The sequence below is a fragment of the Methanothermobacter thermautotrophicus str. Delta H genome, assembly GCF_000008645.1.
Classification (GTDB): Archaea; Methanobacteriota; Methanobacteria; order Methanobacteriales; family Methanothermobacteraceae; genus Methanothermobacter; species Methanothermobacter thermautotrophicus.
The window spans coordinates 695855-721475 of the sequence record NC_000916.1 but is presented as its reverse complement, the minus strand read 5'-3'; the positions used below and the strand labels follow the sequence as shown (position 1 = coordinate 721475).

Sequence of the window (25621 nt, the reverse complement as noted above, 5' to 3'; positions counted from 1 at the left end):
ATTATCACCCTCTTAAGCCATCCTGAGTTTGCCCTTGAATTTGGCGTATAAGGCATAGTCGACGTACCTCTTATTTTTGATGATCTCGGCCACGGATGGTGCAAGGTCACGCCTCTCCTCTATGAGATCATTCACCTCTATTATGAAGGCGTCGCTCCCGGCACCTGAACCATAGGACACTGCCAGTATCCTTGCGCCTGGTTCTGCAACGTCAAGGGTTGCTGCAAGGCCTACTGGTGTTGCACCTGAGTAGGTGTTCCCTATCACAGGCGTCAAAAGTCCCGGTTTAACCTGTTCGCTTTCAAATCCCAGTTTGCGAGCGGCCTTCAGGTAGAACTTCCCGTTTGGCTGGTGGAAGACCGCGTAGTCGAAGTCATCTGCGCTGAGACCGGTCTTCTCCATCATACCCCTCGCGGCTCCCAGGACATGCTTGAAGTAGGCGGGTTCACCGGTGAATCTTCCCCCGTGCCGGGGGTAGGGCATTCCCTCCCTCCTGTAGAAGTCGGGGGTGTCTGTTGTGAAGCTGTAGGTTTCCTTTATATCTGCAAGGCAGTTCTTTCCACCTATAACATAGGCTGCCCCTCCTGCTGATGCAGTGTACTCAAGGGCGTCACCGGGGGCTCCCTGGGCTGTGTCAGCACCGACTGCAAGGCCGTACTTGATTATGCCTGAGTCAACAAGTCCCATGCAGGCCTGTATACCTGCGGTACCTGCCTTACATGCGAACTCAAGGTCAGCTGCTGTCATCTCGGGTGTTGCCTCAACAGCCTCTGCAACGATTGTTGCTGTTGGCTTAACAGCGTAGGGGTGGGATTCTGATCCCACATAGACAGCTCCTATCTCTGAGGGATCTATCTGGCTCCTTCTGAGGGCATTACGGGCAGCTTCAACTGAGATTGTTGCTGTGTCCTCATCAGGACCAGGGACCGATTTTTCCTCCACAACCAGCCCCCTTGATATGGCCTGGGGGTCGTCTCCCCAGACCCTCGCGATTTCTTCAACCTTTATTCTGTATGATGGAATGTAAACTCCATATCCGACTATTCCAGCCATGAGTATCACACCATAATATTAGTCTGGATCCTGTTATTATTCTAAAATTAAAGTATTTATTCCTTGCTCTACTATCATGGCTTCTGATATATATAGATGATATATGGCACCCGCGTTAGAGACTCTCAAAAAGCATGTAAGTCTGATAAATGGGACCTGTAATCTTTAACTGGATGCCATCCCCGAATCTGAAATTAGATGGGCATTGAATCAATAGAAAAAGGATCAGTGTACGTGGAAATCTAGAACAGGACTTATAGAAGCAGTTTGAATAGAAGCAGTGCATGAGAATCTAGAACAAGATTGACAGAAGCAGTTTATATGCGGTTGCCGGGATTTGAACCCGGGTCGCGGGCTTGGAAGGCCCGAGTCCTAACCAGACTAGACTACAACCGCTATGCGGCGTCCGGGATTTGAACCCGGGTCGCTGGCGTGGCAGGCCAGTGTCTTAACCAGGCTGGACTAACGCCGCAATTCGTAGGCATAAAAGAGATTTGAGGTCATCTTATATAAAGTTTTCTATTTTTCTTTTGATCCTGCCATGATCCGGGGCATCTTCTTTTATCCTCAGGGGGTTCATATATTAAGCGGAGGTCCTGCATGGGTACAGTTCATGTAACTGAAAGGTTCGGGGAGGTCGATGCACTTAGGGGCGCCGCCGTCCTGATGATGATTGTATATCATACCCTCTTTGATCTTGACTTCCTGGGTGTGCTGGATCTTGACATGGGGTCGCCGGTGATCTGGTTCACAGGCAGGCTGACGGCGTTCCTTTTCATATTCCTGGTTGGGGTGTCCCTCAGCCTGAGCCATTCAAGAAGAGGGGTTACCTCCAGGCGGCATTACATCATAAGAGGTCTGAAGATATTCCTCTGGGGGATGGTCATCACCGCCGCAACATGGATCTACCCCCACAATGGTTTCATTGTCTTCGGGGTCCTCCACTTCATAGGCCTTGCAGTGATACTCACACACCCCCTTGCTGGAAGGAGAACCGTTGCACTTGCATTATCGGCTGTTGCAATCACGGTGGGGGTCCTGATGTCAGGGCTGCGGGTTGAAACTCCCCTCCTGATGTGGCTTGGAATCAGGCCCTATAATCTTTACACCCTTGACTACTTCCCGCTTTTCCCGTGGCTGGGTGTTGTGCTCCTCGGAATCTTCACCGGAGACACCCTCTACCCGGGATACCGTAGAAGATTTGGATTAAGGGCATGGAGTCCCTCTCTACTTCAGCTGATCGGAAGAAACTCACTGAAGGTTTACCTGGTCCACCAGCCTGTGATAGTTGGGATAATCTGGGCAGCCATGTATCTAACCTCTTAAAGGACTGAAAAGAAAGATTCATGACCTAAATAACCTCCCGTAAATGGCCTGGACGATACTTATCAAAGTTTTGTTAACAGGTAAATCAAAGCTTATAGAAAAGTTTATTAATTTCTAAAAAAGAAAATTGACCTTTAGGTTTTGATCTCGTAGTTTGTTACTGATAAAAAGCAAACCAACTTTAAATCTCTTGATGTATCTTTATTAAATTGTGGAGGTAATATTACGGATGCCAGAAAAGGATTTATTCTGAGCCTTTTATTGGCCCTTGCAGTATACCTGGTACCACTACCGGGTCTAAGGGCTTCAGGACACGCAGCACTTGCTTTACTCGTTTTTGCAGTTACAATGTGGGCAACGGAGGCCGTGCCCCTGGCTGTGACATCACTCATAATACTCTTCGCACAGCCACTCATTGGTGTTGAGAGCTTTGAAAACGCGGTTATAGGTTTTGCAAATCCCATACTCTTCCTCATGATTGGGGGATTTATAATGGCAGAGGCCATAAGGAAGAGTGGTCTCGCCCAGAGGTTCACCTACTACCTCCTGGGGAGGCTTGGAACCTCACCGGAGAGGGGACTGTTTGTAAGCATATTCTCGACGGGTCTTCTTTCTGCATGGATTGAGAATGTTGTTGCCTTTGCAATGCTCCTACCCATCATAAAGGAGATAGTGGATATAATGGGCTGCTCTGAACCTGAGAAGGGAAAGAGTAACTATGCAAAGGCCATGATACTCGGGGCATCATTCGGGTCCCTTGCCGGTGGATTCGGTACAGAGATAGGAACTGCCCCCAACCTCATGGCAGCGGCCTACACCAGCATACCCTTCCTTAACTGGATGATATTCGGTCTTCCACTTTCGATTGCAATGCTCCTGGTCACATGGTTCCTCCTCATGAGGATTTTTCCAAGCGAGGTCAGGGCCCTCGAAAATGGAGATGCCCTGATAGGTGAAAGGATCAGGATGATGGGCTCAATGAGCAGGGATGAGAAGCTCAGCGCAGGGATACTCCTCTTTGCCATCCTGCTGTGGGTTACAGCTGGCTTCACAGGTATCAACAGCTACTCTGTGTCACTTATAGCTGCTGTGATGTTCATATTCGCGGGTGTAATAACATGGAAGGACGCACAGAAGAACATTGACTGGGGTCTGGTGGTGTTCTTTGGAGGGGCACTCTCCCTTGGAAGCGCACTCCTCAAGACCGGGGCGGCAGCATGGATAATTGATAAACTTGTGGGTATGCTTGGTTCAGACCCATCGACTGTAATCGTCATGCTCGTGCTTATGGCTGTGGCGGTGATCATCACCCAGGTGATGTCCAATATAGCCCTCTCAGCCATCCTTGTCCCCCTCTCTGTGACCCTTGCATCTGCACAGCACCAGCCCATCGGGGTATACGCTGTACCCGTTGCAATCGCATGTTCACTGTCATTCATGCTCCCAATGGCAGACCCAACAGTTGCAATGGCCTACGGTTCCGGCTACGTTAAGCTGAGGGACATACCGAGGGCCGGAATTCCCATCATAGCTGTGGGTATCATCCTGACGGTCCTTGTGATCACAACCCTGGCAGCGCCCTTCATATCATGACCGTGGTCTGCAGATATATCCCCCTATTTTTTTAACGGCTGATGGTCCTCTCTAAATGCTGAACTTCAAAGGAATTACTGTTAGAGATGGGGAGTCCAGAATTTAATCCTGACAGAAGGTCTGTTCTGGTTAATGCATGGAACAGCCTCTTTTAAAATGCTGGCGTCCTTTAATCCTCTAAAGAATTAAGATTGAAAATGAAGACCGGGTCCTTAAAATCTATCCTTCAAGGATCTCCTCGATGATGGAGAGATCCATGTTTTCCTCAACGATCTCTGCCAGCCTGTCGATTGAGAACCTTCTTGATGCACTGAAGTTATCGTCCAAGTACTCCAGTGGTTCAATGCCCTTCCTCTCCCTGAGGAGATTTGTGAAGTACCTCCTGAATCTGAAGTTGTGGAATATTCCATGGAAGTAGGTTCCGGCCACGTTTCCATCGACCGCCCCATCGAATCCGCCGCTCCTGGTGTTCCCGAAGCCCCTGTCAACCCTCAGAAGGGGTTTCACATCACCGAGGACTGTGGTCCCCTCATGGAGTTCATATCCCTCCACGGTCTCTCCCCTCATACCACTGAAGATTCCGTTACCAAGGACCCTTCCCTGACTCTGGGAGATTATCTTACCCTCACCTGTAAAGTGGGTCTCACAGTCAAGAAGACCGAGACCATCAACACTGCCTTCACTGGACTCCTGCCGGGCATCATCAAGGATCCTCTTTCCCAGCATCTGAAAGCCACCGCATATGCCAAAGACAGGTATCTCACGGCTTAAGTCCCGGATCTCGTCAGCAAAGCCGTTCTCCTCAAGGTGGATGAGGTCGCTTATGGTGTTCCTGGTCCCGGGGATTATGATGGCGTCAAGGTCATCAAGGCTGTCACCTGTCTCTATGAGCCTCACAGCAACGTCCTCCTCGTACTCAAGGGGGTCTATGTCTGTGAAGTTTGATATCCTGGGCAGCCTCATAACTCCTACCCGTATATCCCCTCTTCCCCTGTACTTCCTCTGGGAGAGGGATGCTGAATCCTCCTCCGGGAGTTTCAGGCCTTCATCATAGGGCAGAACACCCAGCACCGGGACTCCTGTGATCTCCTCGATCCTCTCAATGCCGGGCATCAGTATGTCAATGTTACCACGAAACTTGTTTATGACAACACCCTTTATCCGGGACCTGTCACGTTCATCAAGGAGCATCAGGGTACCTGCAATTGATGCGAAGACACCTCCACGGTCTATGTCAGCCACCAGTATAACGTCGGCATCTGCAAGGTGGGCGATCTCCATGTTGGCAAGGTCCCTGTCCCTCATGTTTATCTCGGCGGGGGATCCTGCCCCCTCTATCACTATAAGCTCATACCTGCTCTTCAGGTACTCAAGGGATTCCCTTATAGCCTCAAGGGCAGTATCCCTGAATTCTGTCTGGTAGTCCTGGAAGTTCATGTTTCCTGCAGGTCTCCCATGGACTATTACCTGGGATGTGAAGTCCTCCTTGGGTTTGAGGAGGACGGGGTTCATGTGGTGTGATGGCTCTATCCCTGCGGCCTCTGCCTGGAGGACCTGGGCCACCGCTATCTCCCGGTTCTCAGCTGTTGTGAAGGAGTTCAGTGACATGTTCTGGGATTTGAAGGGCGCAACCCTGTATCCCCTCCGTGAGAATATACGGCAGAGAGCTGCGACCATCACGCTCTTACCTGCACTCGATGATGTGCCCTGAACCATTATACACTTTGCACTCATGGCCTCACCTGATCCAGTGGACAATGCCACCTCTTAACGGTTTTCTATTATAACTTGAGGCTGATCCTGACTGAACTGGAGTCTGGTCCTAACAATATTGAACACTAAAATCTTAAATACATTGCTGGTGAAAATATTACTCAAGATGTTCATTGTGGGAGATGGTTAAATGGCCCCTGTTCCTCTTGCAGTTCCTGACCTGTCAGAAGATGATCTTAAGTCAATTTTCGAGACCGTTATCAGTAAAAGTCCCGACGGCATTATCACGGTTAACATGGATGGCGTTATAGTCTTCTCAAACCCTGCAGCAGACAGGATGTACGGATACCCATCCCTGAAGGGTAAAAATCTGGATGATCTGGTCCCGGAACCCCTGAGGGAGGATCTCCACATTAAAATGGAGGAGTACCGTGCTGCGGGTAGACATGAGCTCAGCGGAAGGGTCCTTGAGACGGTTTCTCTCAGAGCCGATGGGACAGAATTCCCTGTTGAGATGACCATCAACCCTGCAGAAACCCCTGCCGGGAGGTACATAACCTCAATAATAAGGGATATCTCCAGTAGAAAGGAAATGGAGGAGGAACTGAAGAGCCGTGAGGAACAGTTCAGGGACCTCTTTGAGAACGCCACTGACATGATACAGGCCGTTAACCCTGAAGGGAGATTCGTCTATGTTAACAGGGCCTGGAAGGAGACCCTCGGCTACACTGACAGGGACCTGGAGGAACTCACACTCTTCGATGTGATACACCCTGACAAACTTGATGAGTGCCGTGAACTCTTCAGGAGGGTGATGTCAGGTGAGAAGATACCCACCGTCGAGACGGCCTTCATAACCAGTGACGGAGAGAAGATATTTGTCGAGGGCAACGTCAATGTCCGGATGAAGAAAGGAGAGGTGGAGTACAGCAGGGCCATCTTCAGGGACGTTACAGAGCGGATGAAATTCCAGAGGGAACTTGAAAGACTGGCAGCCATAGTTGAATCATCAGGTGACGCCATCGTGAGTTACGACCTGGAGGGCAACATAATGGACTGGAACAGGGGAGCTGAGATGGTCTATGGCTACAGTGCAGAGGAGGTTAAGGGAAAGAACATATCCATCCTCATGAGTGAGGAGGAATTCGAGAAGCTGCGGGGCCTGATATCAGAGGTTAAATCCGGAGGTTTAGTTTCAAACTTTGAGGCGAAGCGCAGGAGGAAGGATGGGGAGGAGATCTGGGTTTCAATCTCCCTCTCACCAATACGTGACTTTAACGGCGAGATCATCGGGGTTTCAACCATTGCAAGGGACATCACCGAGATGAAGAGGACCCGGGAGGCACTGGAGGCGAGTGAGGAGAAGTACCGCAAGATTGTTGAGAAATTCATACAGAACGCCCTGGCCCTGATATCTGAGATAAACCGCTGAACCATGCAACATGGTGGAGATACCTTTATAAGGGGAACCCCCATATATTAAAATAAAAATTTGTAAGTAAAATATTTTAAGTAGGAGAAACAATTGATAACTGTGATTTTAATTTTAACCACTTCACTTAATGGAGGCATTTGAATAGAAATGAAAACCACCATTAAAAACTCCAGAACTCAGGAATCTGTTTCATATGAGGGTAACGAGACTAAAAAGGGAACCGGGGAGACCCTTTCATATGAAACATCAAAGGATATAGAAGTCCCCGAAAGACTCATAGATCAGATCATAGGGCAGGAAGAGGCCGTTGAGACAATAAAAAAGGCGGCTGAACAGAGACGTAACGTTTTACTGATAGGTGAACCCGGTGTGGGTAAATCCATGCTGGCAAAGGCGATGGCAGAGCTGCTGCCACGCGAACAGTTACAGGACATACTGGTCTACCCAAACATAGAGGACCCCAACAACCCCCTCATAGGGGCTGTACCTGCAGGAGAGGGTCGTAAGATCGTGATGAACCACAAGAACAAGGCAAGGTCACAGGATGAGAAGAAGAACCTTTTCATGATGCTCATAATATCCTTCATCCTTGTCCTTGGGTTCATGATGAACCAGTTCCTGGCAGCGATAATAGCTGCAGGTATAATATTCCTGGCACTGCAGCAGTTCAGGCCACGGACAACGGTCATGGTCCCGAAACTCCTTGTGAACAATGAGGGAAGGCAGGTCGCACCATTCGTCGATGCAACCGGAGCCCATGCAGGGGCCCTCCTCGGGGATGTAAGACATGACCCCTACCAGTCAGGTGGTCTTGGCACACCTGCACATGAGAGGGTGGAAGCCGGGATGATCCACAAGGCCAACAAGGGTGTGCTCTACATAGATGAGATAGGGACAATGAAGATGAAGACCCAGCAGGAACTCCTGACGGCCATGCAGGAGAAGAGGTACTCGATCACAGGCCAGAGCGAAACAAGCAGCGGAGCCATGGTACGCTCACAGGCGGTTCCCTGTGACTTCGTACTGGTGGCTTCAGGTAACCTGCAGGTGCTTGAGGGTATGCACCCTGCCCTCCGTTCAAGGATAAGGGGATACGGATACGAGGTCTTCATGAAGGACACGATGCCCGACACACCAGAAAACAGGGACAAACTCGTTCAGTTCGTTGCACAGGAAGTTGAAAAGGATGGAAGGATCCCCCACTTCAGCAGGGAGGCAGTTGAGGAGATAATAAGGGAGGCCCAGAGGAGGGCCGGTAAGAAGGACTCACTGACCCTAAAACTCCGTGAACTGGGGGGCCTTGTAAGGGCAGCCGGTGACATAGCCAAGAGCCGCGGAGCAGAACTTGTGGAAACAGAGGACGTTATAGAGGCAAAAAAACTTTCACGAACCCTTGAGCAGCAGATTGCAGATAGATACATTGTCCAGAAGAAGAAGTACAGTGTCTTCAAATCAGAGGGTGGAGAGGTCGGTCGAGTCAACGGCCTTGCGATAATCGGTGATAGGAGTGGGATCATACTCCCCATAGCCGCAGAGGCCGCCCCTGCCCAGAGCAAGGAGGAAGGCAGAATCATAGCAACAGGTAAACTGGGTGAAATCGCAAGGGAGGCTGTGCAGAACGTAAGCGCCCTCATAAAGAAATACACCGGTACAGACATATCCAACTATGACATCCACATACAGTTCCTCCAGGCCTATGATGGTGTGGAGGGGGACAGTGCAAGTGTCTCCGTTGCAACAGCAGTCATATCGGCCCTTGAGGAGATACCTGTGGATCAGTCAGTTGCCCTCACCGGCTCACTGAGCATACGCGGAGATGTTCTCCCTGTTGGAGGAGTCACAGGGAAGATAGAGGCAGCTGCAGAGGCGGGAATAAGGAAGGTCCTGATACCTGCATCCAACATGGGTGATGTGATGATTGAGAAGAAGTACGAGGACATGGTTGAGATAGTACCCGTTGAGACCCTCGGGGATGTCCTTGAACACGCACTCATCGGTAAGGGAAAGGAGAGCCTGATTCAAAGGATGCAGAAGATAAGTGATATTGTGCCTTCAATCATGAAAAAACCAGCCATGCACTGATCCTCTGCATTTACTTTTTCTTTTTGGAAGTTCCAGCCTGTTTTCAGGATTTATCTGTGTTCTGGCGAAATAGTTCTAATGGGTTATTTAGGATATACGTCTTTTTTATACTGAGCTCCCTTTTCATGTGCTCAGGTCCAGATGATTCTTAAAAAAAGTTAATAAGGGCCGGGAACTGAAAAAATATCTGAAATGGGTTAAATTAATCTTTCATGACATCTGCAATAAGCGGTGCAACTGAGATCTCGCTAACATCAGATTTAAGGGTGTCCGTTGCAATGACCCTCTCAACACCGGCTGAGAATATCTTCAGGAGGGCGTCCTCCACAAGGACCGGGTGGACACAGCAAACAGTTATGCTTGAGGCTCCACATTTCCCTAAAATCCCGGCGGCGTTTACTATGGTCCCACCGGTGCTTATGATGTCATCAACAACCACAGCATCCTTTCCTTCAACATCAAGGTCACTCACACGGGTCTCAACCACCTCAGGGGATATGCGGACCTTCTCCATGTAGTCACATTCACATCCAAGTATATCACTGACCTCCCGGGCATGACCTAGGGCACCCTTATCCGGGGCGATGATTACCGGGTCATCAAGGAATGAGATGTGTTCAGCGATGAGGGGCATTGCAGAGAGCTCCCTCACAGGTACACGGAAGAACTCACTCAGGCAGTTCTCATGGAGGTTCACGGTTACAATTTCATCTGCACCGGCGGCCTCAAGGAGGTGGGCGACTATTTTCGCCGATACAGCTTCACCGCTCTTGAAACGCCTCTCCTGCCTCCCGTATCCAAAGTAGGGTATGGCTGCACGCACATAATCCGCCCCCAGATCTTTAAGGTTCTCTATCATGAAAAGGAGTTCCATGAGGTTTTCATCCTGGGGGTAACCCGTTGACTGCACAACGGTCACCTCTCCCTCCACTTCCTCCTTAACCCTGATGTAACGTTCCCCATCAGGGAATTTACGGGTTTCAACGGGGCATAAAGGTTCATCTAGTAAATCTGCAACTGAGGCAGCAAGTTTCTGTGATGCTGAACAACCTATTATCATGAAAAATCACCTTCCGGTAATTAACAATTTTTATATAGATAACTCTATTAATTCTAATTATAAAATTTTGTCAGACTAAAGAGGTGAAATGGGTGCATGAACTATCCATGGCCGATGCAATTGTGAGGACGGTTATCGATGCTGCAGAGAAGAATGACGCCGTCGAGGTCCTTGAGGTCACGGTTGAGATCGGCCAGCTTACCCTGCTGAACCCGGAACAGATAGAATTTATGCTGGACGTCCTCAGCGAGGGCACAATACTTGAGGGCGCCAGGTTCAACCTTGAGGTTGTCCCCGTGGAAATAGAGTGTGAATGTGGATATGAGGGCGTGGTCGAGGCCGATGAACTTGACCACTTCGCTCCGGTCATAAAATGCCCCGCCTGCGGGGGCCATGAGTTCCATGTCAGGGCTGGCAGGGAATGCAATGTTAAAAATATAAAGATTGAGAAGAAGGACTAGAGGAGGAATTTCATGCATAAAGTAGCAGAGGTTGAAATTCAGAATGACATCCTGCTTGCAAACAGGAAACTCGCCAGAAAGAACCAGAGACGCCTTGACAGGGCAAATGTCTTTGCAGTTGACTTTCTGGGTGCAATAGGTTCAGGAAAAACAACACTCATAGAGAAACTCATTGAGAACATGGACAGGAAGGTTGCGGTTATCGCAGGGGACGTTATAAGCAAATTCGACGCTGGAAGGTTTGAGAAGTACGACGTACCTGTTGTCGGGCTCAACACAGGTAAGGAGTGCCACCTTGATGCCCACCTCGTTGAGCACGGACTTGAGGACCTCCCCCTTGATGATGTGGACCTGCTATTCATTGAGAACGTCGGCAACCTCATCTGTCCGGTGGACTTTGATCTTGGATCCCACATGAGGGTTGTTGTTGTAAGCTCCACAGAGGGCGACGACACAGTCGAGAAGCACCCCCTCATATTCCGGGAGGCGGACCTTGTTGTTATTAACAAGGCTGACCTTGCAGAGGCCGTTGGCGCGGACCTTGACAAGATGGTTGATGATGTTAAGAAGATCAACCCGGAAGTCAGGGTAATAAAGACCAGCCTCAAGACAGGTGATGGTGTTCAGGAGATCATAGAAGCCATTGAAGGGGCAATGGCAGATTAAAATATTTTTTTGGTGGTTTTCCTTGAAGATATGGATTGATATTACCAACGCCCCTCATGTCAGGTTTTTCAGGGATGTGATAACATACTTCCAGGAAGAGGGCGAGGATGTCATAATCACCGCCAGGAAGTTCGGTGATATACACAGGCTCATGAAGCTCTTCGGCTTTGAGTTCACATCAATAGGTAAACATGGCGTAACCCTCTCTGAGAAACTCATTGAGAGCACAAAGAGGGCATATAACCTCTCAAAATTTATAGCAGAACAGAGACCAGATGTTGGTCTTTCAAAACACTCCATAGAACTCCCAAGGGTAACCTTTGGTCTTGGAATCCCAAGTGTCTATGTACTTGACAATGAGCACGCACTGGCAGCAAACAAGCTAACACTCCCTCTCTGTGACAACATAATAATGCCTGAGGTCATTGACCTCTGGGACATAATGAAAACAGGTGCTGACCCAAACAGGATAAGGAGATACAGGGGGACCTCTGAGATAATCCACTTCCAGAACTTTGAATACAATGAGAACATCTTCGAGGACCTGAACCTGAAACTTGAAAGGGAGAAGACAATACTCATGAGGCCGGAGCCGTCACTGGCATCCTACCTTGATGCTGACTGTCATGAATCGGTCCTCACGCCGATAGTGGAGGTCCTGAAGGATTACGCCAATATACTCATAATACCCAGGTTCAGGGAACAGGCAGAGATCTTCGAGGGATATGATAATGTTACCATAATAAAGCCACCAGTTGACACCTTCAGCCTCATGAAGAGATGTGACCTTGTTATAGGCGCCGGCGGGACCATGAACAGGGAGGCGGCTCTCCTTGGCACACCAGTCATATCCTGTTACCCTGGAAAGCCCCTTTCAGTGGACAGGTTCTATATAGACAATGGCCTCATGTACCGATCCACCGATGTGGATGAAATCGTAAACACGGCCCTGAGACTCCTTGTATCAAAGAGGGAGCAAAAGAAACTCAGAACAGATGACCTCTTCCGGATAATAGTGGACATGGTCTACGAGGCCGCTGAATCCAGTTAGGGACATCCCGGTGACTCCCTTTAAACTTAAAAATCATTGGGCACTTCCCTGTGGCCTGGAATGATTTTTTTATTTTAATAAGGAAACCTGAAAAACTTCATTTAATCAGTAAAAATAAATGCAGGACAATAAAAACAGTTTAAAAAACAGTTTTGAGTGGACTGGCCGGGATTTGAACCCGGGGCCTCCGCCATGCCAAGGCGACGCTCTACCAACCTGAGCTACCAGCCCCAACAAAGTATACATTAAGCCTTTTAATATTTAAAGTTAACCTTATTAAATCTTCGACGGATAATTAATATGGTGATTGGTGTGATGGTGAGGAACGCAAGGGAGGAGGACTTCCTGGCCATAGCTGAACTGGCACATGAATGCCCACCTATGGTTACAGAGAGAAACTCCATCTACCATATATTCACGAGGTTCTTCAGCACAACCTCATTTATTGCTGAGGATGGGGATGAAATCGTGGGGTTCCTGCTGGGGTTCATATCACAGGATAACCCCTCCGAGGCATACATCCACCTCCTCTGTGTTTCACCGTCCCTCAGGGGAACTGGAATTGCCGGAAGGCTCCTTGAAAGGTTCGCAGGGACCGTGAAGGGTATGGGTGCGAGGGAGATCTACCTCATCACAAAGCCATCAAACGACCGTGCAATAAGGTTTTACCTTAAAAACGGTTTCAAACCAGTTGAAAAGGGCAAAACAGTTGAATACGGTCCTGTAATGGCTGTGGCAGACTACAATGGTCCCGGTGAGGACTATGGTTGTCTTTCGAAAATCCATACCTGGCGGAAAAACTTTTTAAGATAACCCTCAATATATGATCTAGTTGCAACCCCATATCTCTGGTTTCAGGGTCCGGATTTTTGCCCTGAAACATGTTTGCAGTCCCCTATCATCAACATCTCTGGAGGATTAAATTGGCCCTTATAGCACAGAATCACCTTCAGCTCATAATTGAGGTTGGCATAATACTCTACGCAGCAATGGTTTTCATACTCAACCTTGCACCAATGTCCCTCAGCATGGTTCTATTCATCTGCATAGTCCTTGGAATAGGATTCAACATAATCTTCGGACTTGACGTTGTTGCACTCTTCATGTCATTCGGTCAGAGTGAGTTCACCCACCCATTTGGCCCAATAGCCCTGCTTGTGACAGTATCATCCCTTGCAGCCCTTGCAATCATGGAGGAATCAGGGGTTGATGTGAGGGGCCTTAGAGGTTTTGTTTACCTGCTCATGGCGGGCATAACCCTCTTTGGGGGTCTTATGCACAGATCGTTCCTCCTTCTATGGCTTCTGGGCCTTTTTATGGGACTTTTCATAATATCAAAGTCCATGAGGCAGAGGTCCCTCATCACGGTTAAGCGGGTCGCCGGCTTTGCATTAATAGCAGTGGCTGGATTCGGGGGCCTTGAGTTAATCTCAAGGGTACTGGGGATGACTGTTCTAAGCCCTCTTCTACGTATAGAGAGACTCGAAACATTTTCACTCCCGAGCATGAAACTTGTCATCAAGAACACCACCCTCCTGGGTCATAATCCAATGTCTTCCTACTGGGGTGAACTCTCAAGTGGATTTGCCGATGGATACATTTCACTTCCACTTCAGCTCATACTCTTCTTTGGTCTGCCCTTCCCGGTTTTCTATGGCATACTCGTCAACAAGAAGGACGTGATAGATTACATGGTGCCTGGAGTATTTGGGTGGGCCTATGACTTTGGATACATTACCATGTTCTTCCTTCTAATCTGGTGTGTGGGTATCATTATAATGGGATTGAGGATGCTCAGCATATACCGTGAAAGGCGTGAAAATGGCTCAAGAAGCTACCTTGGAAGGGAGGTTCTGCTGACAGGGGCCCTCGCAGCCTTCATGTCGCAGGCCATAATAGGACTCTTCGTGATAAACAGGACAATAAACGGGACAGCCCTCCTGACCTTCATCTTCCTCAGCTCACTCATATTTGCAAACTCTGTCGGGCTGAAGGAGTAGGCGGTCCCAGCTGGTGAATGATCAAGAACCCATAATGGGGAGATAATCATGAAAACGGAATCAACAGGGAAGGCTTTAATGGTACTGGGATGCCCGGAATCACCGGTTCAGATCCCCCTGGCAATATACACATCACATAAACTCAAAAAGAAGGGTTTCAGGGTTACTGTAACAGCCAATCCAGCCGCACTCAGGCTTGTCCAGGTTGCTGACCCTGAGGGTATCTACACGGATGAAATGGTGGACCTTGAATCATGCATCAACGAATTAGCTGAGGGTGACTACGAATTCCTCGCAGGCTTTGTACCCAACGATGCTGCAGCAGCATACCTTGTGACCTTTGCAGGGATACTGAATACAGAGACCCTGGCAATAATCTTTGATAGGGACGCAGATGTCCTTGAAGAACTCGTTAATGAAATAATGGAGACCCTTGACGCGGAGATCATTGCTGCAAGGGCACACCACAACCCTGCACCCCTGCGGGTGAGGATAGACAGGTTCATGGAGGAGAAACCATGACGTTCTGCCTGGAGACCTATCTGCAGCAGTCAGGGGAATATGAGATCCACATGAAGAGGGCCGGTTTCAGGGAATGTGCAGCAATGATAGAAAAGAAGGCACGGAGGGTCGTCCACATAAAGCCCGGTGAGAAGATCCTCGGCGCAAGGATAATCGGCATACCACCCGTACCCATCGGTATAGATGAGGAAAGATCAACCGTCATGATACCATACACCAAGCCATGCTACGGTACAGCCGTGGTTGAGCTCCCGGTTGATCCAGAGGAGATAGAGAGGATCCTTGAGGTGGCAGAACCCTGAGGGTGATGGTGTGATCACAACAGTTGTTGGAAGCTACCCCACAGAACCCAGGGGTCCTGAGACACTGGGTGAACGTCTGCTGAATTTTTTTGGCTCCTACGATAGATACAGACCGGCCATAGAGGCTGCTGTGAGGGACCAGTTCAGGGCGGGAGTTGATATAATCTCGGATGGACAGGTTCGTGGCGACATGGTGGGACACTTCGCAGCGGCAATTGGAGGCATGAAGATCGAGGACGGCACATCAATCATATACTCAAGGATAACACCGCCTGCAGGTTCCATAGGAGCAGCTGACCTCAGATATGCATACCGGATTTTAAGGGGCCTCACAGATGATGAATCAAGGGGTGTTAAGGGCATAATAACCGGACCATCCACCATGATCTACGCATCCAGGATAGAGGGGTTCTACGACCCCCAGAAGAGGGATCGGGCTGTCATGGACATGGCAGGAGTTCTTAAAATAGAGGCAAAGCACCTCCAGGATGCAGGGGCTGCAATGATACAGATAGATGAACCCTTCCTCTCAACGGGAATTGTTGACATGAAAACAGCAGGGAGGGCCATAGATCACATTGCAGCCGGCCTGGACATTGAGGTCTCACTGCATGTGTGTGGAGACATAAGGAATGTGCTCTCTGATCTGCTCAGATTTAAGGTTGATGTCCTGGACCTTGAATTCGCGGGAAGACCATCCAACCTGGAGGTCCTTGAGGAGAAATGGAGGGGTGATAAGGGGGTAGGATTTGGATGTGTGGATACCACAACCGAGAGGGTTGAATCCATGGAGGAGATAAGAAACCTTATTAAAAGGGGTGCTGATATAGTTGGAGAGGAGAACCTCTACATCGACCCTGACTGCGGAATGAGGAAACTCCCGAGGAAGGCGGCCTTCAGCAAACTCCGCAACATGGTGATGGCAGCAGGTAATTGAGGGTGTTCATGATGGCCTACAGTATAGAAGTCAATGAAATTGCAGATGGCTGGAAGAAACTCGTTGAGAAGATAATGCATGATGGGCGGGAGATAAGGGATGAAAGGGGATCCCTTACAAGGGAGGTCATGAACACCGTTGTGACCATAAAGAAGCCCCTCGGCAAATCAGATGACTTTTACCATATCAGGAGGGGTTCGCTGCTCAACATAAAGGTCCCTGAGGGCTACTTCTGGAGCGGTGAAAAACTTGAGAAGTACTCTGAACAGTTCCTCTCAGGGGACAGGAAGGGATTTGTCTACACCTACGGAAACCGCCTGAGGGCACACTTCGGAGTGGACCAGCTGGATGAGGCCATAAGGAGACTTAAAAACTGCACAGAATCAAGAAGGGCCACCATGGTAACCTGGGATCCTCCTGAAGACACTGCGAGTGATGAGGTCCCCTGCATGATCCTCGTTGACTTCAAGATAAGGGATGGGAGGCTCTTCACAACGGCCCTCTGGCGCAGCCATGACATCTACGGGGCATGGTTCCCAAATGCTGTGGGCCTTGCCTATCTTGCTGATCACGTCGCAGCAGAGGTGGGTGTTGAGGTGGGTCACATAACCATCCACTCAATTAGCGCTCATATATATGAGGTTAACTTCAAAGAAGCAGAAGAGGTGATCAAATGGTAAGTGTAAACCTTGAGGCAAAGAAGATAGTTGACAGAATGATTGAAAAGGCAGACGACCTTAAAATAAAGGTCGATAAACTTGAAAATGGTTCAACAGTCATCGACTGCGGAGTTAACGTTGACGGCAGCATCAAGGCAGGTGAACTCTACACAGGTGTCTGCCTGGGAGGACTTGCAGATGTTGGGATCTCCATACCCGGCGACCTTTCAGAGAGGTTCGCACTTCCATCCGTTAAGATAAAGACAGACTTCCCTGCCATATCAACACTGGGAGCCCAGAAGGCTGGATGGTCAGTCAGTGTGGGCGACTTCTTTGCACTGGGTTCCGGACCTGCAAGGGCCCTCTCCCTGAAACCTGCAGAGACCTATGAGGAGATAGGATACCAGGATGAGGCAGATGTTGCAATACTCACCCTTGAGGCAGATAAACTCCCTGGTGAGGATGTCACAGACATGATTGCAGAGGAGTGTGACGTGGCAGCAGAGAACGTATACGTCCTGGTGGCCCCAACATCATCCCTGGTTGGTTCAATACAGATCTCAGGCCGTGTGGTTGAAAACGGTACCTACAAGATGCTTGAGGCACTCCACTTCGATGTTAACAAGGTCAAATATGCTGCCGGTATAGCACCAATAGCCCCGGTTGACCCTGACAGTCTTAAGGCCATGGGTAAAACCAATGATGCAGTCCTCTTCGGCGGAAGGACCTACTATTACATAGAATCCGAGGAAGGAGATGACATAAAATCCCTGGCAGAGAACCTCCCATCATCTGCATCTGAGGGTTATGGTAAACCCTTCTATGATGTCTTCAGGGAGGCCGACTACGACTTCTACAAGATAGATAAGGGAATGTTTGCACCTGCAGAGGTCGTTATAAATGACCTCAGGACAGGAGATGTCTTCAGGGCAGGATTTGTCAATGAAGAGCTCCTCATGAAATCCTTCGGACTTTAAACATCCCTGACCACTTCTATTTTTTCTGGAGCATCTGAAAGATGAAGGGGATAGCGGTATCAGAGTGCCATTCCTATGACCCTGAGGAGGTAAGGGAGTCGGTCACTGAGTGTATTGAACTTCTGGGAGGAGCCAGGAGGTTCGCATCCAGTGGGGACAGGGTTCTCCTTAAACCGAACATGCTCATGGCAGCATCACCGGAGAGGCACGTCACAACCCACCCATCAGTCATCGAGGCTGTGGCAGAGGTATTTCTGGACCTTGGGGCTGAGGTATCCATAGGTGACAGCCCCGGTGGTTCATTCAGGAATATAGAAAGATTCTGGAGGGCCACAGGCATACTTGATGTGTGCAGGAGACTGGATATTGAACCAGTGAATTTTGAGGCCTCTGGATCATACATTATGGGTTCAGGATATCCCATTTCAAGGCCGGTGGTGGACAGTGACCTTGTCGTCAACCTCCCCAAGCTGAAAACCCACAGCATGACCATATTCACATGTGCCGTTAAGAACATGTACGGTGCAGTGCCTGGATTCGGGAAGGCGGATTATCACAGGGAGCACCCCAGACCATCCGAGTTCGCAAGGAGGCTCCTTGAAATTTACCTCCTTACAGAACCAGCCCTCACCCTGGTTGATGGGGTTGTCGGGATGGAGGGAAACGGTCCATCGGGGGGAGACCCCAGGGACCTTGGAATCATCCTGGCATCAGAGGATGCCATTGCACTTGACGTATACATCCCCTGGCTACTGGGCATGGACCCCTTCAGGGTCCCTGTTAATGAGGCCGCCAGGAGAGAGGGACTCGCCCCGGATCCTGCCGAACTTGAAATTGCAGGGTATGAACCTGAAAGGGTGGATGACTTCAGGTGGCCATCAAACATCTATTACACCCTTGACCTCCTACCATCGGGCCTTGCACGCGCCATCAGGAAGCTCTGGTGGTCGAGACCTGCCATAGACCCTGAGAGGTGCAGGAACTGCAATGTCTGTGTTGAGAGCTGCCCGGTTGAGGCTCTGAAGGCGGGTGCAGTCATACCGGAGTTCGATTATTCCCGCTGCATCAACTGTCTCTGCTGCATGGAGGTATGTCCACACGCAGCATTCTATCAGGACAGGAGTCTCCTTTACAGGTTCACAGGCCTATTTTCAGGGGTGCTGAAGTAGCCAGCAATGCGGCTAGTATTCGCTTCAGACTGATCCATCAATTATCCAGCTCCAGTCCCATCAGAATCCCGCACTATCCCCTTCACTCCACACTTTCCCGGGTGAAGCTTTTATTAAAATGAGGGACATAAATGAAATGTGGTGTTTTTATGGAAGTCTATACACAGGAACTCCCCCTGAGGACATCCCGAAGGGTTGAGCTCATTGACATAACCTCCATGGTCTCGGGTGTTCTTGAGTCCTCAGGGATAAGGAACGGCATACTGAATGTCTTCTCAAGGCATTCAACATCAGCGATATTCATAAATGAAAATGAAAGCAGACTCCTCAGCGACATTGAATCCATGCTTGAGGGCACCGTACCGGTGGATGCATCCTATGGACACAACGCCATTGACAACAATGCCGACTCCCATCTGAGGGCCGTGCTCCTCGGGGGAAGCCAGACGGTTCCGGTTATCAACGGATCAATGGACCTTGGGACCTGGCAGAGCATCTTCTTCGCAGAACTCGACGGACCCAGAAACAGAAGGATAAGGGTATCAGTGGCTGGAAAGCCCTGAAAGTTCATATTCCATTTATTTCTACTTAAATTCGATTTCAAGTGCAATAACAGGATATTCCAGGTTGAAGTTTGTTACAACCTCAGGATGGACCTCACCGAAGAATCCACCTATGGCTGAGGATTTGCCCTCAGATTCTATGGCTGCACATCTTCCCTCTATGAAGGATGGGTGTTCAAGGGGCTCTATCCTGAACTCGTAACCGAGGTTCTCAACCACAGCCGCTGCAAGGGACTTTATCTCGGTGAAACCTGCACTGGAGTGCGTGACTGCGCATGCAAGCTTCGTAACGACCCTGCTACGGGTCTCAGATTCAGGGTTAATGTACACCACATCCCCGACCTCGAATATCTTCTGTGGAAGATCCTCGTGCTTGTTGTCCTCGAAGAACTCAAGGAGGCCGTTGAGCAGACTCTTGCGGATCATGGTCCTGTCTTGGGAAATGGGCTGGGCAACCTCAACCCTTTCATCCTCCTCAAGCCTCATCCTCCTGTAGTGGCTCTCCTCACTGGTTAACATGAGGCTCATAACCTCCTGGAATCCGAGGCCCACCATGACCTCCCTTATAGACGCGTCTGCCCTGCTCCAGGTGTCCTCCTCTGCAATGGTCGCTATATCAGGAAGTTCGGGTTCAATCCTCCCTATGCAGTGCTGCACAGCTATGTTCTCAACAAGGTCAACCTCGTGGAGTATATCCACCCGGTAGGCGGGTATAACCGCAACCACCTCATCATCTGAGGTCCTCCGGGCGTCCATCCGGGCCTTCATGAGGAGATCCATGACCTCATCTGCACTGAGTTCAAGTCCGGTTATCCGTGAGGCTTCTGAGACAGATACCCTCATCTCACGTGGTGTGAGGTCTGGTAGATGCAGCTCTCCATCAGGACGCTTAACCCTCACCGAGCCTATCCTTCCACCCGCCTCTGCAAAGGATGTGCATATGATATTCAGGGTCTGTCTGACAGCCCTATCATCGGTTCCTGTGACATCCACAAGTATTCTGCGGGTGTTCACGGTTAACTTGGTGAGCTCCCCATTTATTATGGGGGGCATGGAGAGAACGTCCCCATTCTTATCTGTTATCAGGGGGTAACGGTCATGGTCCCGGAGGAGGTGGGCGTAACTGACACCCTTGGGGTGCTCCTCGAGTATTTCATGGGGTGTCATTTCACATACACTGTCAAGGGGTGTGAATGTGACTCCCTCCGGTTCAACGCCACTGTAGAGGAAGGGTGGCTCGACACGGTCAAGGTCATGGATACCTATGGCCACCTTCCTGCGGTCCCTGCCTATGACCCAGTGCAGGTCCTCCTGGAACTCCATGACCTGTTTAAGTTTTTTATCGGTGAACTGAACGTCCTCTATGACGGCCATTCCAAGGTATGGCCTCACATCAAGTACAGACTCATCTACTGTGACCTCCACCCCGGAGTCATGGACATCATAGGATGGCATACCCTTTTCAATTCCAAGGAATCCGCGGAGGCTCCTTGCAACACCCTCAACCGAGAGCAGGTCAGGACGGTTGGGAAAAAACTCCACCTTAATGCTTTCGTCATCAAAGTCCTCTATATCACTTCCCATCATCGGCAGAACGTCAAGGAGCTTCTCCCTATCAATATCAATGCCCAGTTCCTTCAGGTCATCGTAATCGAACGTTATAACAGGCATGGTGATCCTCCAGTAAATGTGATGTTTGAATGTTATCATGGTATCAAATAAATAATTAACCGCCACCAGCGAGTCCGTGGGTGTGGGCTGCATCAACGAGTCCACAGGCAAATAAATTATCTTAAGGATTTTCAGGGGTTGGTTTTTCCATTCCTCCGGCACACACCCGGTTATATATGCATCAAAATACAATTAAATATTAGAGATTTCTTGGGGGGTGTAATATGAATAAATACTGGGGGGTTGCTTTTCTGATTTTCCTTGCAATCTCCCTTGGAACGGCTTCAGCAGCCACTGAAAATGATACATGGAGTAGATGGGGGTCCAAAGGTAACCACTCCCATATTAAAGCCACCTCTAATTGCTGTTCAGTCATCGTCAACGTAAATGATACATGCGCGGTCTTCGCCTACCGGAGGGATTCGACCTACGCAGCGACCCTCAAAATCCAGAGGACGGTATGGAATGGCAGGGAGACCCTCAAGGAATACAAGACAACCAACGGTTACTTCTTCCACACAGTAATCTCAGAGGGCGGCTGGATGATGGGTGCCGGGGGGCCCGATATTGTATGGATAAACCGGGCACTTGAGTCCATTGGTGGTGACATTATCAGAAGGGGTAATGTGACCTCCTATGATATGAAGAGGGCCCACAGCCTTGTGAGAAGACTGGGACTCGGTCACTTTGTTATAAGAGGTCCAGGTGGACAGGCAGGAGTTTCAATTTACCGGAGGGGATATTCAAGGCTCTCAGTCTTCAGGTTGAAAAGTGGTGAATACCTGAGTGTCCCGAACAGCCCTTCATACTACCGGAGGGGCTACTATTCCAGGTGGAGCAGGGACCCACTGAAGGCCGCTGTTTATGCGGCAGGAACAGACAGGTGGGGTATTAACAGGAGAAACATACTGCTCTATGAGACACGTTCAGAGAAAAACTCAACATCTGTGAAGGTCCATGTAACCTTCGATGGAGGAAGGCTCATAGGAAGATACAGGGGAAGACCTGATAACATACTGTTCCTTGGAAAATACATTTCAGCATCCTCAATTCCCAGAATACCCACAACAAGGTTCCTTGGCACTGTAACCCTTGCAAGAAGGATTAACTGATTAAAAGGGTATCAAGGGACTTCAGATGGACCTTCCTTTACTTTTATTTTTCATGCCTGTAACACCTATATCACGTATCAGCTCGTAGATGGTGTCTTTTTCAGTTCATGATAGATTCAGGCTGCTGAGAAGATCATTATAAAGAAGAGGGATTCAACCGTGAAGTGAAGCGCCCTGTGGTACAGCCATCCATGATCAACCCCGCTCAGCTGGTGGTACAGATCAACAACCAGGTGTATTGTGGCTGCAAGGAACCCCGATTTCGAGGGATAAAAACACGACCGACAGGATCACGAAGTGGAAAAGGGCCTCCAGACACTCGTGGACCAGCCAGAGCTGTATATTCGATGAGAATGTCTCCTTGAGAATCCCGGCCAGGAGTATGTAAAAGTCAAAGAACACATTCCAGAGTATCTTTGTATGTATCTCATCACTTATTGCAAGGAAAAGTGCTATGTAGAACCAGATTAACTCCATCGGTATTCACCATATGAGAACTTGCTTCCCCTTATTTCTCCTACAAGGTTAGAGTATTCAAACATCTTTATAAAGATTGGGTAGTGAATATTATCTATAACTACCGCAGCACTAATCACAGCTTCTATCAGGGAGAGAATAAGATGACCGATAATCAGATCCCGAAGGATTACAACCATAAAAACGAGGTTAAATGGCAGAAAAAATGGCAGGAAGAGGACATATACCGCTTCATAGGGTCAGGGACAAAGCCAAGGTACATTATAGACACACCACCACCCTACCCCACAGGTTCAATACACATGGGCCACGTGCTCAACTGGGTCTACATGGACATAATAGCCCGTTTCAAGAGGATGAGAGGTTTCGATGTTCTCTTCCCACAGGGATGGGACTGCCACGGCCTCCCAACGGAGGTTAAGGTCGAGGAGACCCATAACATCAAGAAGAGCGATGTTTCACGTGAAGAATTCAGGCGCCTCTGCGTGGAGCTCACACAGGAAAATATAAGGATGATGAAGGAGCAGATGCAGCGCCTTGGCTTCAGCCAGGACTGGAACCATGAATTTGTAACCATGACCCCCGAGTACATGAGGAGGACGCAGCTATCATTCCTCCGCATGTACAGGGATGGACTCATATACCAGGGTGTGCACCCGGTGAACTGGTGCCCGAGGTGTGAGACTGCAATAGCCTTCGCAGAGGTTGAATACATTGAGAATGAGACAAACCTCAACTACGTCAGGTTCCCTGTTGAGGGTGCAGATGAGCACATCACAATAGCAACAACAAGGCCAGAACTCATGGCTGCCTGTGTGGCCGTTGTTGTGCACCCCGATGATGAGCGGTTCAGGGAATTTGAGGACAAACTCATAGAGGTGCCCCTCTTTGGACAGAAGGTTAAACTCATAAAGGACCCTGAAGTGGACCCTGAATTCGGTACAGGGGCAGTTATGGTGTGCACATTCGGTGATAAAACCGACGTGAGCTGGGTCAACCGCCATGGACTTGACGTGATAGATGCAATAGACGAAAGGGGTTACATGACAGAGGCCGCAGGTAAATACCAGGGGCTTACCATAGCAGAGTGCAAGGAGAAGATAGTGGAGGACCTTGAGAATGAAGGCTTCCTCTTAAAGAAGGAGCCTGTCAGACAGAACGTTGGGACATGCTGGAGGTGCAAGACACCCATCGAGATCCTTGTCAAGAAGCAGTGGTTCGTGGCTGTCAAGAAACTCATACCCCAGGTTAGGGAAGCTGCAGAGGAGATGAAATGGGTACCAGGGCATATGAAGACAAGGCTCCTCAACTGGACAGGTTCAATGGACTGGGACTGGTGCATATCACGTCAGAGGATATTCGCAACACCCATACCCGTCTGGTACTGCAGTGAATGTGGCAGGGTCCACGTGGCCGATGAGGAGATGCTGCCAGTAGACCCCACAAGGGATGGACCCGGGATAACATGTGAATGCGGGAGTACAGAATTCATAGGAGAGGAGGACGTCCTTGACACATGGATGGACAGCTCGATATCACCCCTCTCAGTTGCAGGATGGCCCGATGAGTCCTACAGGGAACTCTTCCCAGCCGACCTGAGACCGCAGGGCCATGACATAATCCGTACCTGGGCCTTCTACACGATACTCAGATGCATGGCCCTCACAGGCGAGAAACCATTCAGTGAAATAGTTATAAATGGTATGGTATTCGGAGAGGACGGCCACAAGATGAGCAAGTCCCGTGGAAACGTAATAGCACCAGAGGAGGTCCTGGAGGATTACGGTGCCGATGCCCTGAGGTTATGGGCGGCAGGGAGCGTGCCGGGATCAGATGTCCCCTTCGCATGGAAGGACGTGAAGTATGGGTATAAGTTCCTGAGAAAATTCTGGAACGCCTTCAGATTCATAAGCATACACCTCACAGAGAACCCGGAGGTTGAAGCCAGACCCATGGACCGCTGGATACTCTCCAGGCTCATGAACCTGGTGGCTGAGGTAACAGAGAGCCTGGATGATTACAACTTCGCAGCAGCGGTTAACCGTGTCCAGACCTTCATCTGGCATGACTTTTGCGACGAATACATTGAGGCAGTGAAATACAGGCTCTACTCAGATGAGGATCCCGAATCAAGGATGGCGGCCCAGAACACCCTCAGAATGGTACTTGACACATGTCTGAGGCTCCTGGCCCCGGTGGCACCCCACTTCACAGAGGAGGTGCACCAGCACGTGGGAGAGGGATCCATACACCTGAGGGGCTGGCCAGAGCACATACCTGAAATCGTTGACCCTGAAATCGAGAGGAGCGGAGACCTTGCAGTTGAAATTATAGGAGAGATCAGGAGGTTCAAGTCCTCCTCCAAGATGCCCCTGAACGCACCACTCAAAGCAGCCACCATCTACACCGATAATGAATCCGCAGAAATGATAAAACCCTTCCTGGACGATATCGCAGGTACAATGAACATAGGTGATATCAGCCTCGTGGCTGGCAAACCCGAGATAACCGAGAGGGCCGTGGAACTTGAGCCAAGGATGGAAAAAATAGGTCCTGAGTTCAGATCAGATGCCCCAGCTATAATATCCTGGCTCACAGGTGCTGATCCCCATGAGGTCTACGAGGAGATCCAGAGGAACGGTGAAATCGAGGTCGAGGGTAACAGACTCACCATGGATCATATCAGCTTCAGGAAGGAGGTCATCGGAACAGCAGGCGAGAGGGTAGATGTTCTAAACCTGGACGAACCAGAGGTCATAATTGAAATAGTGCGCTGATCCATCTGGAGGTAT

The 25621-nt window shown here is 49.5% G+C and carries 22 protein-coding genes, 3 tRNA genes and 1 pseudogene; 18 read left to right on the top strand and 8 right to left on the bottom strand.

The window, feature by feature from the left end; genetic code table 11:
• Nucleotides 1-12: 12 nt before the first annotated feature.
• From MTH_RS03720 to MTH_RS03710, 3 genes are all read right to left on the bottom strand, one after another.
• A complete protein-coding gene (locus MTH_RS03720) occupies nucleotides 13-1053 on the bottom strand; it encodes a hydroxymethylglutaryl-CoA synthase (RefSeq protein WP_048060900.1) in 1041 nt (346 codons plus the stop codon).
• Between the two features lie 322 nt (nucleotides 1054-1375).
• Nucleotides 1376-1449: transfer RNA gene (locus tag MTH_RS03715), tRNA-Gly, on the bottom strand.
• Nucleotides 1450-1451: 2 nt separating this feature from the next.
• Nucleotides 1452-1525 (bottom strand) — tRNA-Gly (locus tag MTH_RS03710).
• 128 nt (nucleotides 1526-1653) lie between these two features.
• On the opposite strand from MTH_RS03710, the gene MTH_RS03705 reads away from it, so the two are divergent.
• Nucleotides 1654-2379 (top strand): heparan-alpha-glucosaminide N-acetyltransferase, encoded by a 726-nt coding sequence (locus MTH_RS03705; RefSeq protein WP_010876426.1) that lies wholly within the window; start codon nucleotides 1654-1656, stop codon nucleotides 2377-2379.
• 222 nt (nucleotides 2380-2601) lie between these two features.
• Nucleotides 2602-3972 carry a DASS family sodium-coupled anion symporter gene (locus tag MTH_RS03700; protein ID WP_394295918.1) on the top strand — a complete coding sequence of 457 codons (1371 nt, stop codon included), beginning with the start codon at nucleotides 2602-2604 and terminating at the stop codon, nucleotides 3970-3972.
• Nucleotides 3973-4191: 219 nt separating this feature from the next.
• On the opposite strand, the gene cobQ is transcribed toward MTH_RS03700, so the two are convergent.
• On the bottom strand, nucleotides 4192-5706 hold the full coding sequence (cobQ, locus tag MTH_RS03695) for a cobyric acid synthase CobQ (protein ID WP_048061247.1): 1515 nt from the start codon (nucleotides 5704-5706) through the stop codon (nucleotides 4192-4194).
• A 169-nt stretch (nucleotides 5707-5875) separates the two neighbouring features.
• Between cobQ and MTH_RS03690 the strand changes: the two genes are divergently transcribed.
• The gene (locus MTH_RS03690; protein WP_010876423.1) at nucleotides 5876-7117 is read left to right on the top strand and encodes a PAS domain-containing protein; all 1242 of its coding nucleotides are present in this window, start codon (nucleotides 5876-5878) and stop codon (nucleotides 7115-7117) included.
• A 150-nt stretch (nucleotides 7118-7267) separates the two neighbouring features.
• Nucleotides 7268-9202 carry an ATP-dependent protease LonB gene (gene lonB / locus MTH_RS03685; protein WP_010876422.1) on the top strand — a complete coding sequence of 645 codons (1935 nt, stop codon included), beginning with the start codon at nucleotides 7268-7270 and terminating at the stop codon, nucleotides 9200-9202.
• 202 nt (nucleotides 9203-9404) lie between these two features.
• On the opposite strand, the gene MTH_RS03680 is transcribed toward lonB, so the two are convergent.
• On the bottom strand, nucleotides 9405-10262 hold the full coding sequence (locus MTH_RS03680) for a ribose-phosphate diphosphokinase (RefSeq protein ID WP_010876421.1): 858 nt from the start codon (nucleotides 10260-10262) through the stop codon (nucleotides 9405-9407).
• Between the two features lie 92 nt (nucleotides 10263-10354).
• Here MTH_RS03680 and hypA point away from each other — a divergent pair, with 92 nt between their 5' ends.
• From hypA to MTH_RS03665, 3 genes are read left to right on the top strand one after another with little or no spacing between them, the layout of a single operon-like run.
• Nucleotides 10355-10723, top strand: a complete 369-nt coding sequence (gene hypA, locus MTH_RS03675; protein ID WP_048060898.1) for a hydrogenase maturation nickel metallochaperone HypA — start codon at nucleotides 10355-10357, stop codon at nucleotides 10721-10723.
• A 12-nt stretch (nucleotides 10724-10735) separates the two neighbouring features.
• Nucleotides 10736-11389, top strand: a complete 654-nt coding sequence (gene hypB / locus MTH_RS03670; RefSeq protein ID WP_010876419.1) for a hydrogenase nickel incorporation protein HypB — start codon at nucleotides 10736-10738, stop codon at nucleotides 11387-11389.
• A gap of 22 nt (nucleotides 11390-11411) precedes the next feature.
• Nucleotides 11412-12440, top strand: a complete 1029-nt coding sequence (locus tag MTH_RS03665) for a DUF354 domain-containing protein (RefSeq protein WP_143485760.1) — start codon at nucleotides 11412-11414, stop codon at nucleotides 12438-12440.
• Nucleotides 12441-12597: 157 nt separating this feature from the next.
• Here MTH_RS03665 and MTH_RS03660 read toward each other — a convergent pair.
• Nucleotides 12598-12671 (bottom strand) — tRNA-Ala (locus tag MTH_RS03660).
• A 69-nt stretch (nucleotides 12672-12740) separates the two neighbouring features.
• Here MTH_RS03660 and MTH_RS03655 point away from each other — a divergent pair.
• The 9 genes from MTH_RS03655 (at nucleotide 12741) to MTH_RS03615 (ending at nucleotide 19569) form a co-directional block, all read left to right on the top strand.
• On the top strand, nucleotides 12741-13253 hold the full coding sequence (locus MTH_RS03655; protein WP_010876417.1) for a GNAT family N-acetyltransferase: 513 nt from the start codon (nucleotides 12741-12743) through the stop codon (nucleotides 13251-13253).
• Nucleotides 13254-13363: 110 nt separating this feature from the next.
• Nucleotides 13364-14440: a hypothetical protein gene (locus MTH_RS03650; protein WP_048060897.1), complete on the top strand. Its 1077-nt coding sequence runs from the start codon at nucleotides 13364-13366 to the stop codon at nucleotides 14438-14440.
• Between the two features lie 48 nt (nucleotides 14441-14488).
• Entirely contained in the window at nucleotides 14489-14962 is a 474-nt protein-coding gene (locus tag MTH_RS03645) for a DUF1890 domain-containing protein (RefSeq protein ID WP_010876415.1), read from the top strand.
• Nucleotides 14959-15264 carry a DUF1894 domain-containing protein gene (locus tag MTH_RS03640; RefSeq protein ID WP_010876414.1) on the top strand — a complete coding sequence of 102 codons (306 nt, stop codon included), beginning with the start codon at nucleotides 14959-14961 and terminating at the stop codon, nucleotides 15262-15264. The genes MTH_RS03645 and MTH_RS03640 overlap by 4 nt, the downstream gene beginning before the upstream one ends.
• 10 nt (nucleotides 15265-15274) lie before the next feature.
• Nucleotides 15275-16201: a methionine synthase gene (locus MTH_RS03635; RefSeq protein WP_010876413.1), complete on the top strand. Its 927-nt coding sequence runs from the start codon at nucleotides 15275-15277 to the stop codon at nucleotides 16199-16201.
• An 11-nt stretch (nucleotides 16202-16212) separates the two neighbouring features.
• Nucleotides 16213-16881, top strand: coding sequence for a thymidylate synthase (locus tag MTH_RS03630; RefSeq protein WP_048061245.1), 669 nt, complete (start codon nucleotides 16213-16215; stop codon nucleotides 16879-16881).
• A complete protein-coding gene (mch, locus tag MTH_RS03625; RefSeq protein WP_010876411.1) occupies nucleotides 16875-17837 on the top strand; it encodes a methenyltetrahydromethanopterin cyclohydrolase in 963 nt (320 codons plus the stop codon). The genes MTH_RS03630 and mch overlap by 7 nt, the downstream gene beginning before the upstream one ends.
• A 41-nt stretch (nucleotides 17838-17878) precedes the next feature.
• Nucleotides 17879-19006: a DUF362 domain-containing protein gene (locus MTH_RS03620; protein WP_010876410.1), complete on the top strand. Its 1128-nt coding sequence runs from the start codon at nucleotides 17879-17881 to the stop codon at nucleotides 19004-19006.
• A 149-nt stretch (nucleotides 19007-19155) separates the two neighbouring features.
• Nucleotides 19156-19569 (top strand): secondary thiamine-phosphate synthase enzyme YjbQ, encoded by a 414-nt coding sequence (locus MTH_RS03615; RefSeq protein ID WP_048060896.1) that lies wholly within the window; start codon nucleotides 19156-19158, stop codon nucleotides 19567-19569.
• Between the two features lie 21 nt (nucleotides 19570-19590).
• On the opposite strand, the gene pheT is transcribed toward MTH_RS03615, so the two are convergent.
• Complete coding sequence (gene pheT, locus MTH_RS03610) at nucleotides 19591-21240, bottom strand: phenylalanine--tRNA ligase subunit beta (protein ID WP_010876408.1); 1650 nt, start codon at nucleotides 21238-21240, stop codon at nucleotides 19591-19593.
• A gap of 224 nt (nucleotides 21241-21464) precedes the next feature.
• Here pheT and MTH_RS03605 point away from each other — a divergent pair, with 224 nt between their 5' ends.
• Nucleotides 21465-22352: a hypothetical protein gene (locus MTH_RS03605; RefSeq protein WP_010876407.1), complete on the top strand. Its 888-nt coding sequence runs from the start codon at nucleotides 21465-21467 to the stop codon at nucleotides 22350-22352.
• Nucleotides 22353-22468: 116 nt separating this feature from the next.
• Here MTH_RS03605 and MTH_RS03600 read toward each other — a convergent pair.
• Nucleotides 22469-22829, bottom strand: a pseudogene (locus MTH_RS03600) (hypothetical protein).
• Nucleotides 22830-22972: 143 nt separating this feature from the next.
• Here MTH_RS03600 and valS point away from each other — a divergent pair.
• Complete coding sequence (valS, locus tag MTH_RS03595; RefSeq protein WP_048060895.1) at nucleotides 22973-25606, top strand: valine--tRNA ligase; 2634 nt, start codon at nucleotides 22973-22975, stop codon at nucleotides 25604-25606.
• The last annotated feature ends 15 nt before the right edge of the window (nucleotides 25607-25621 follow it).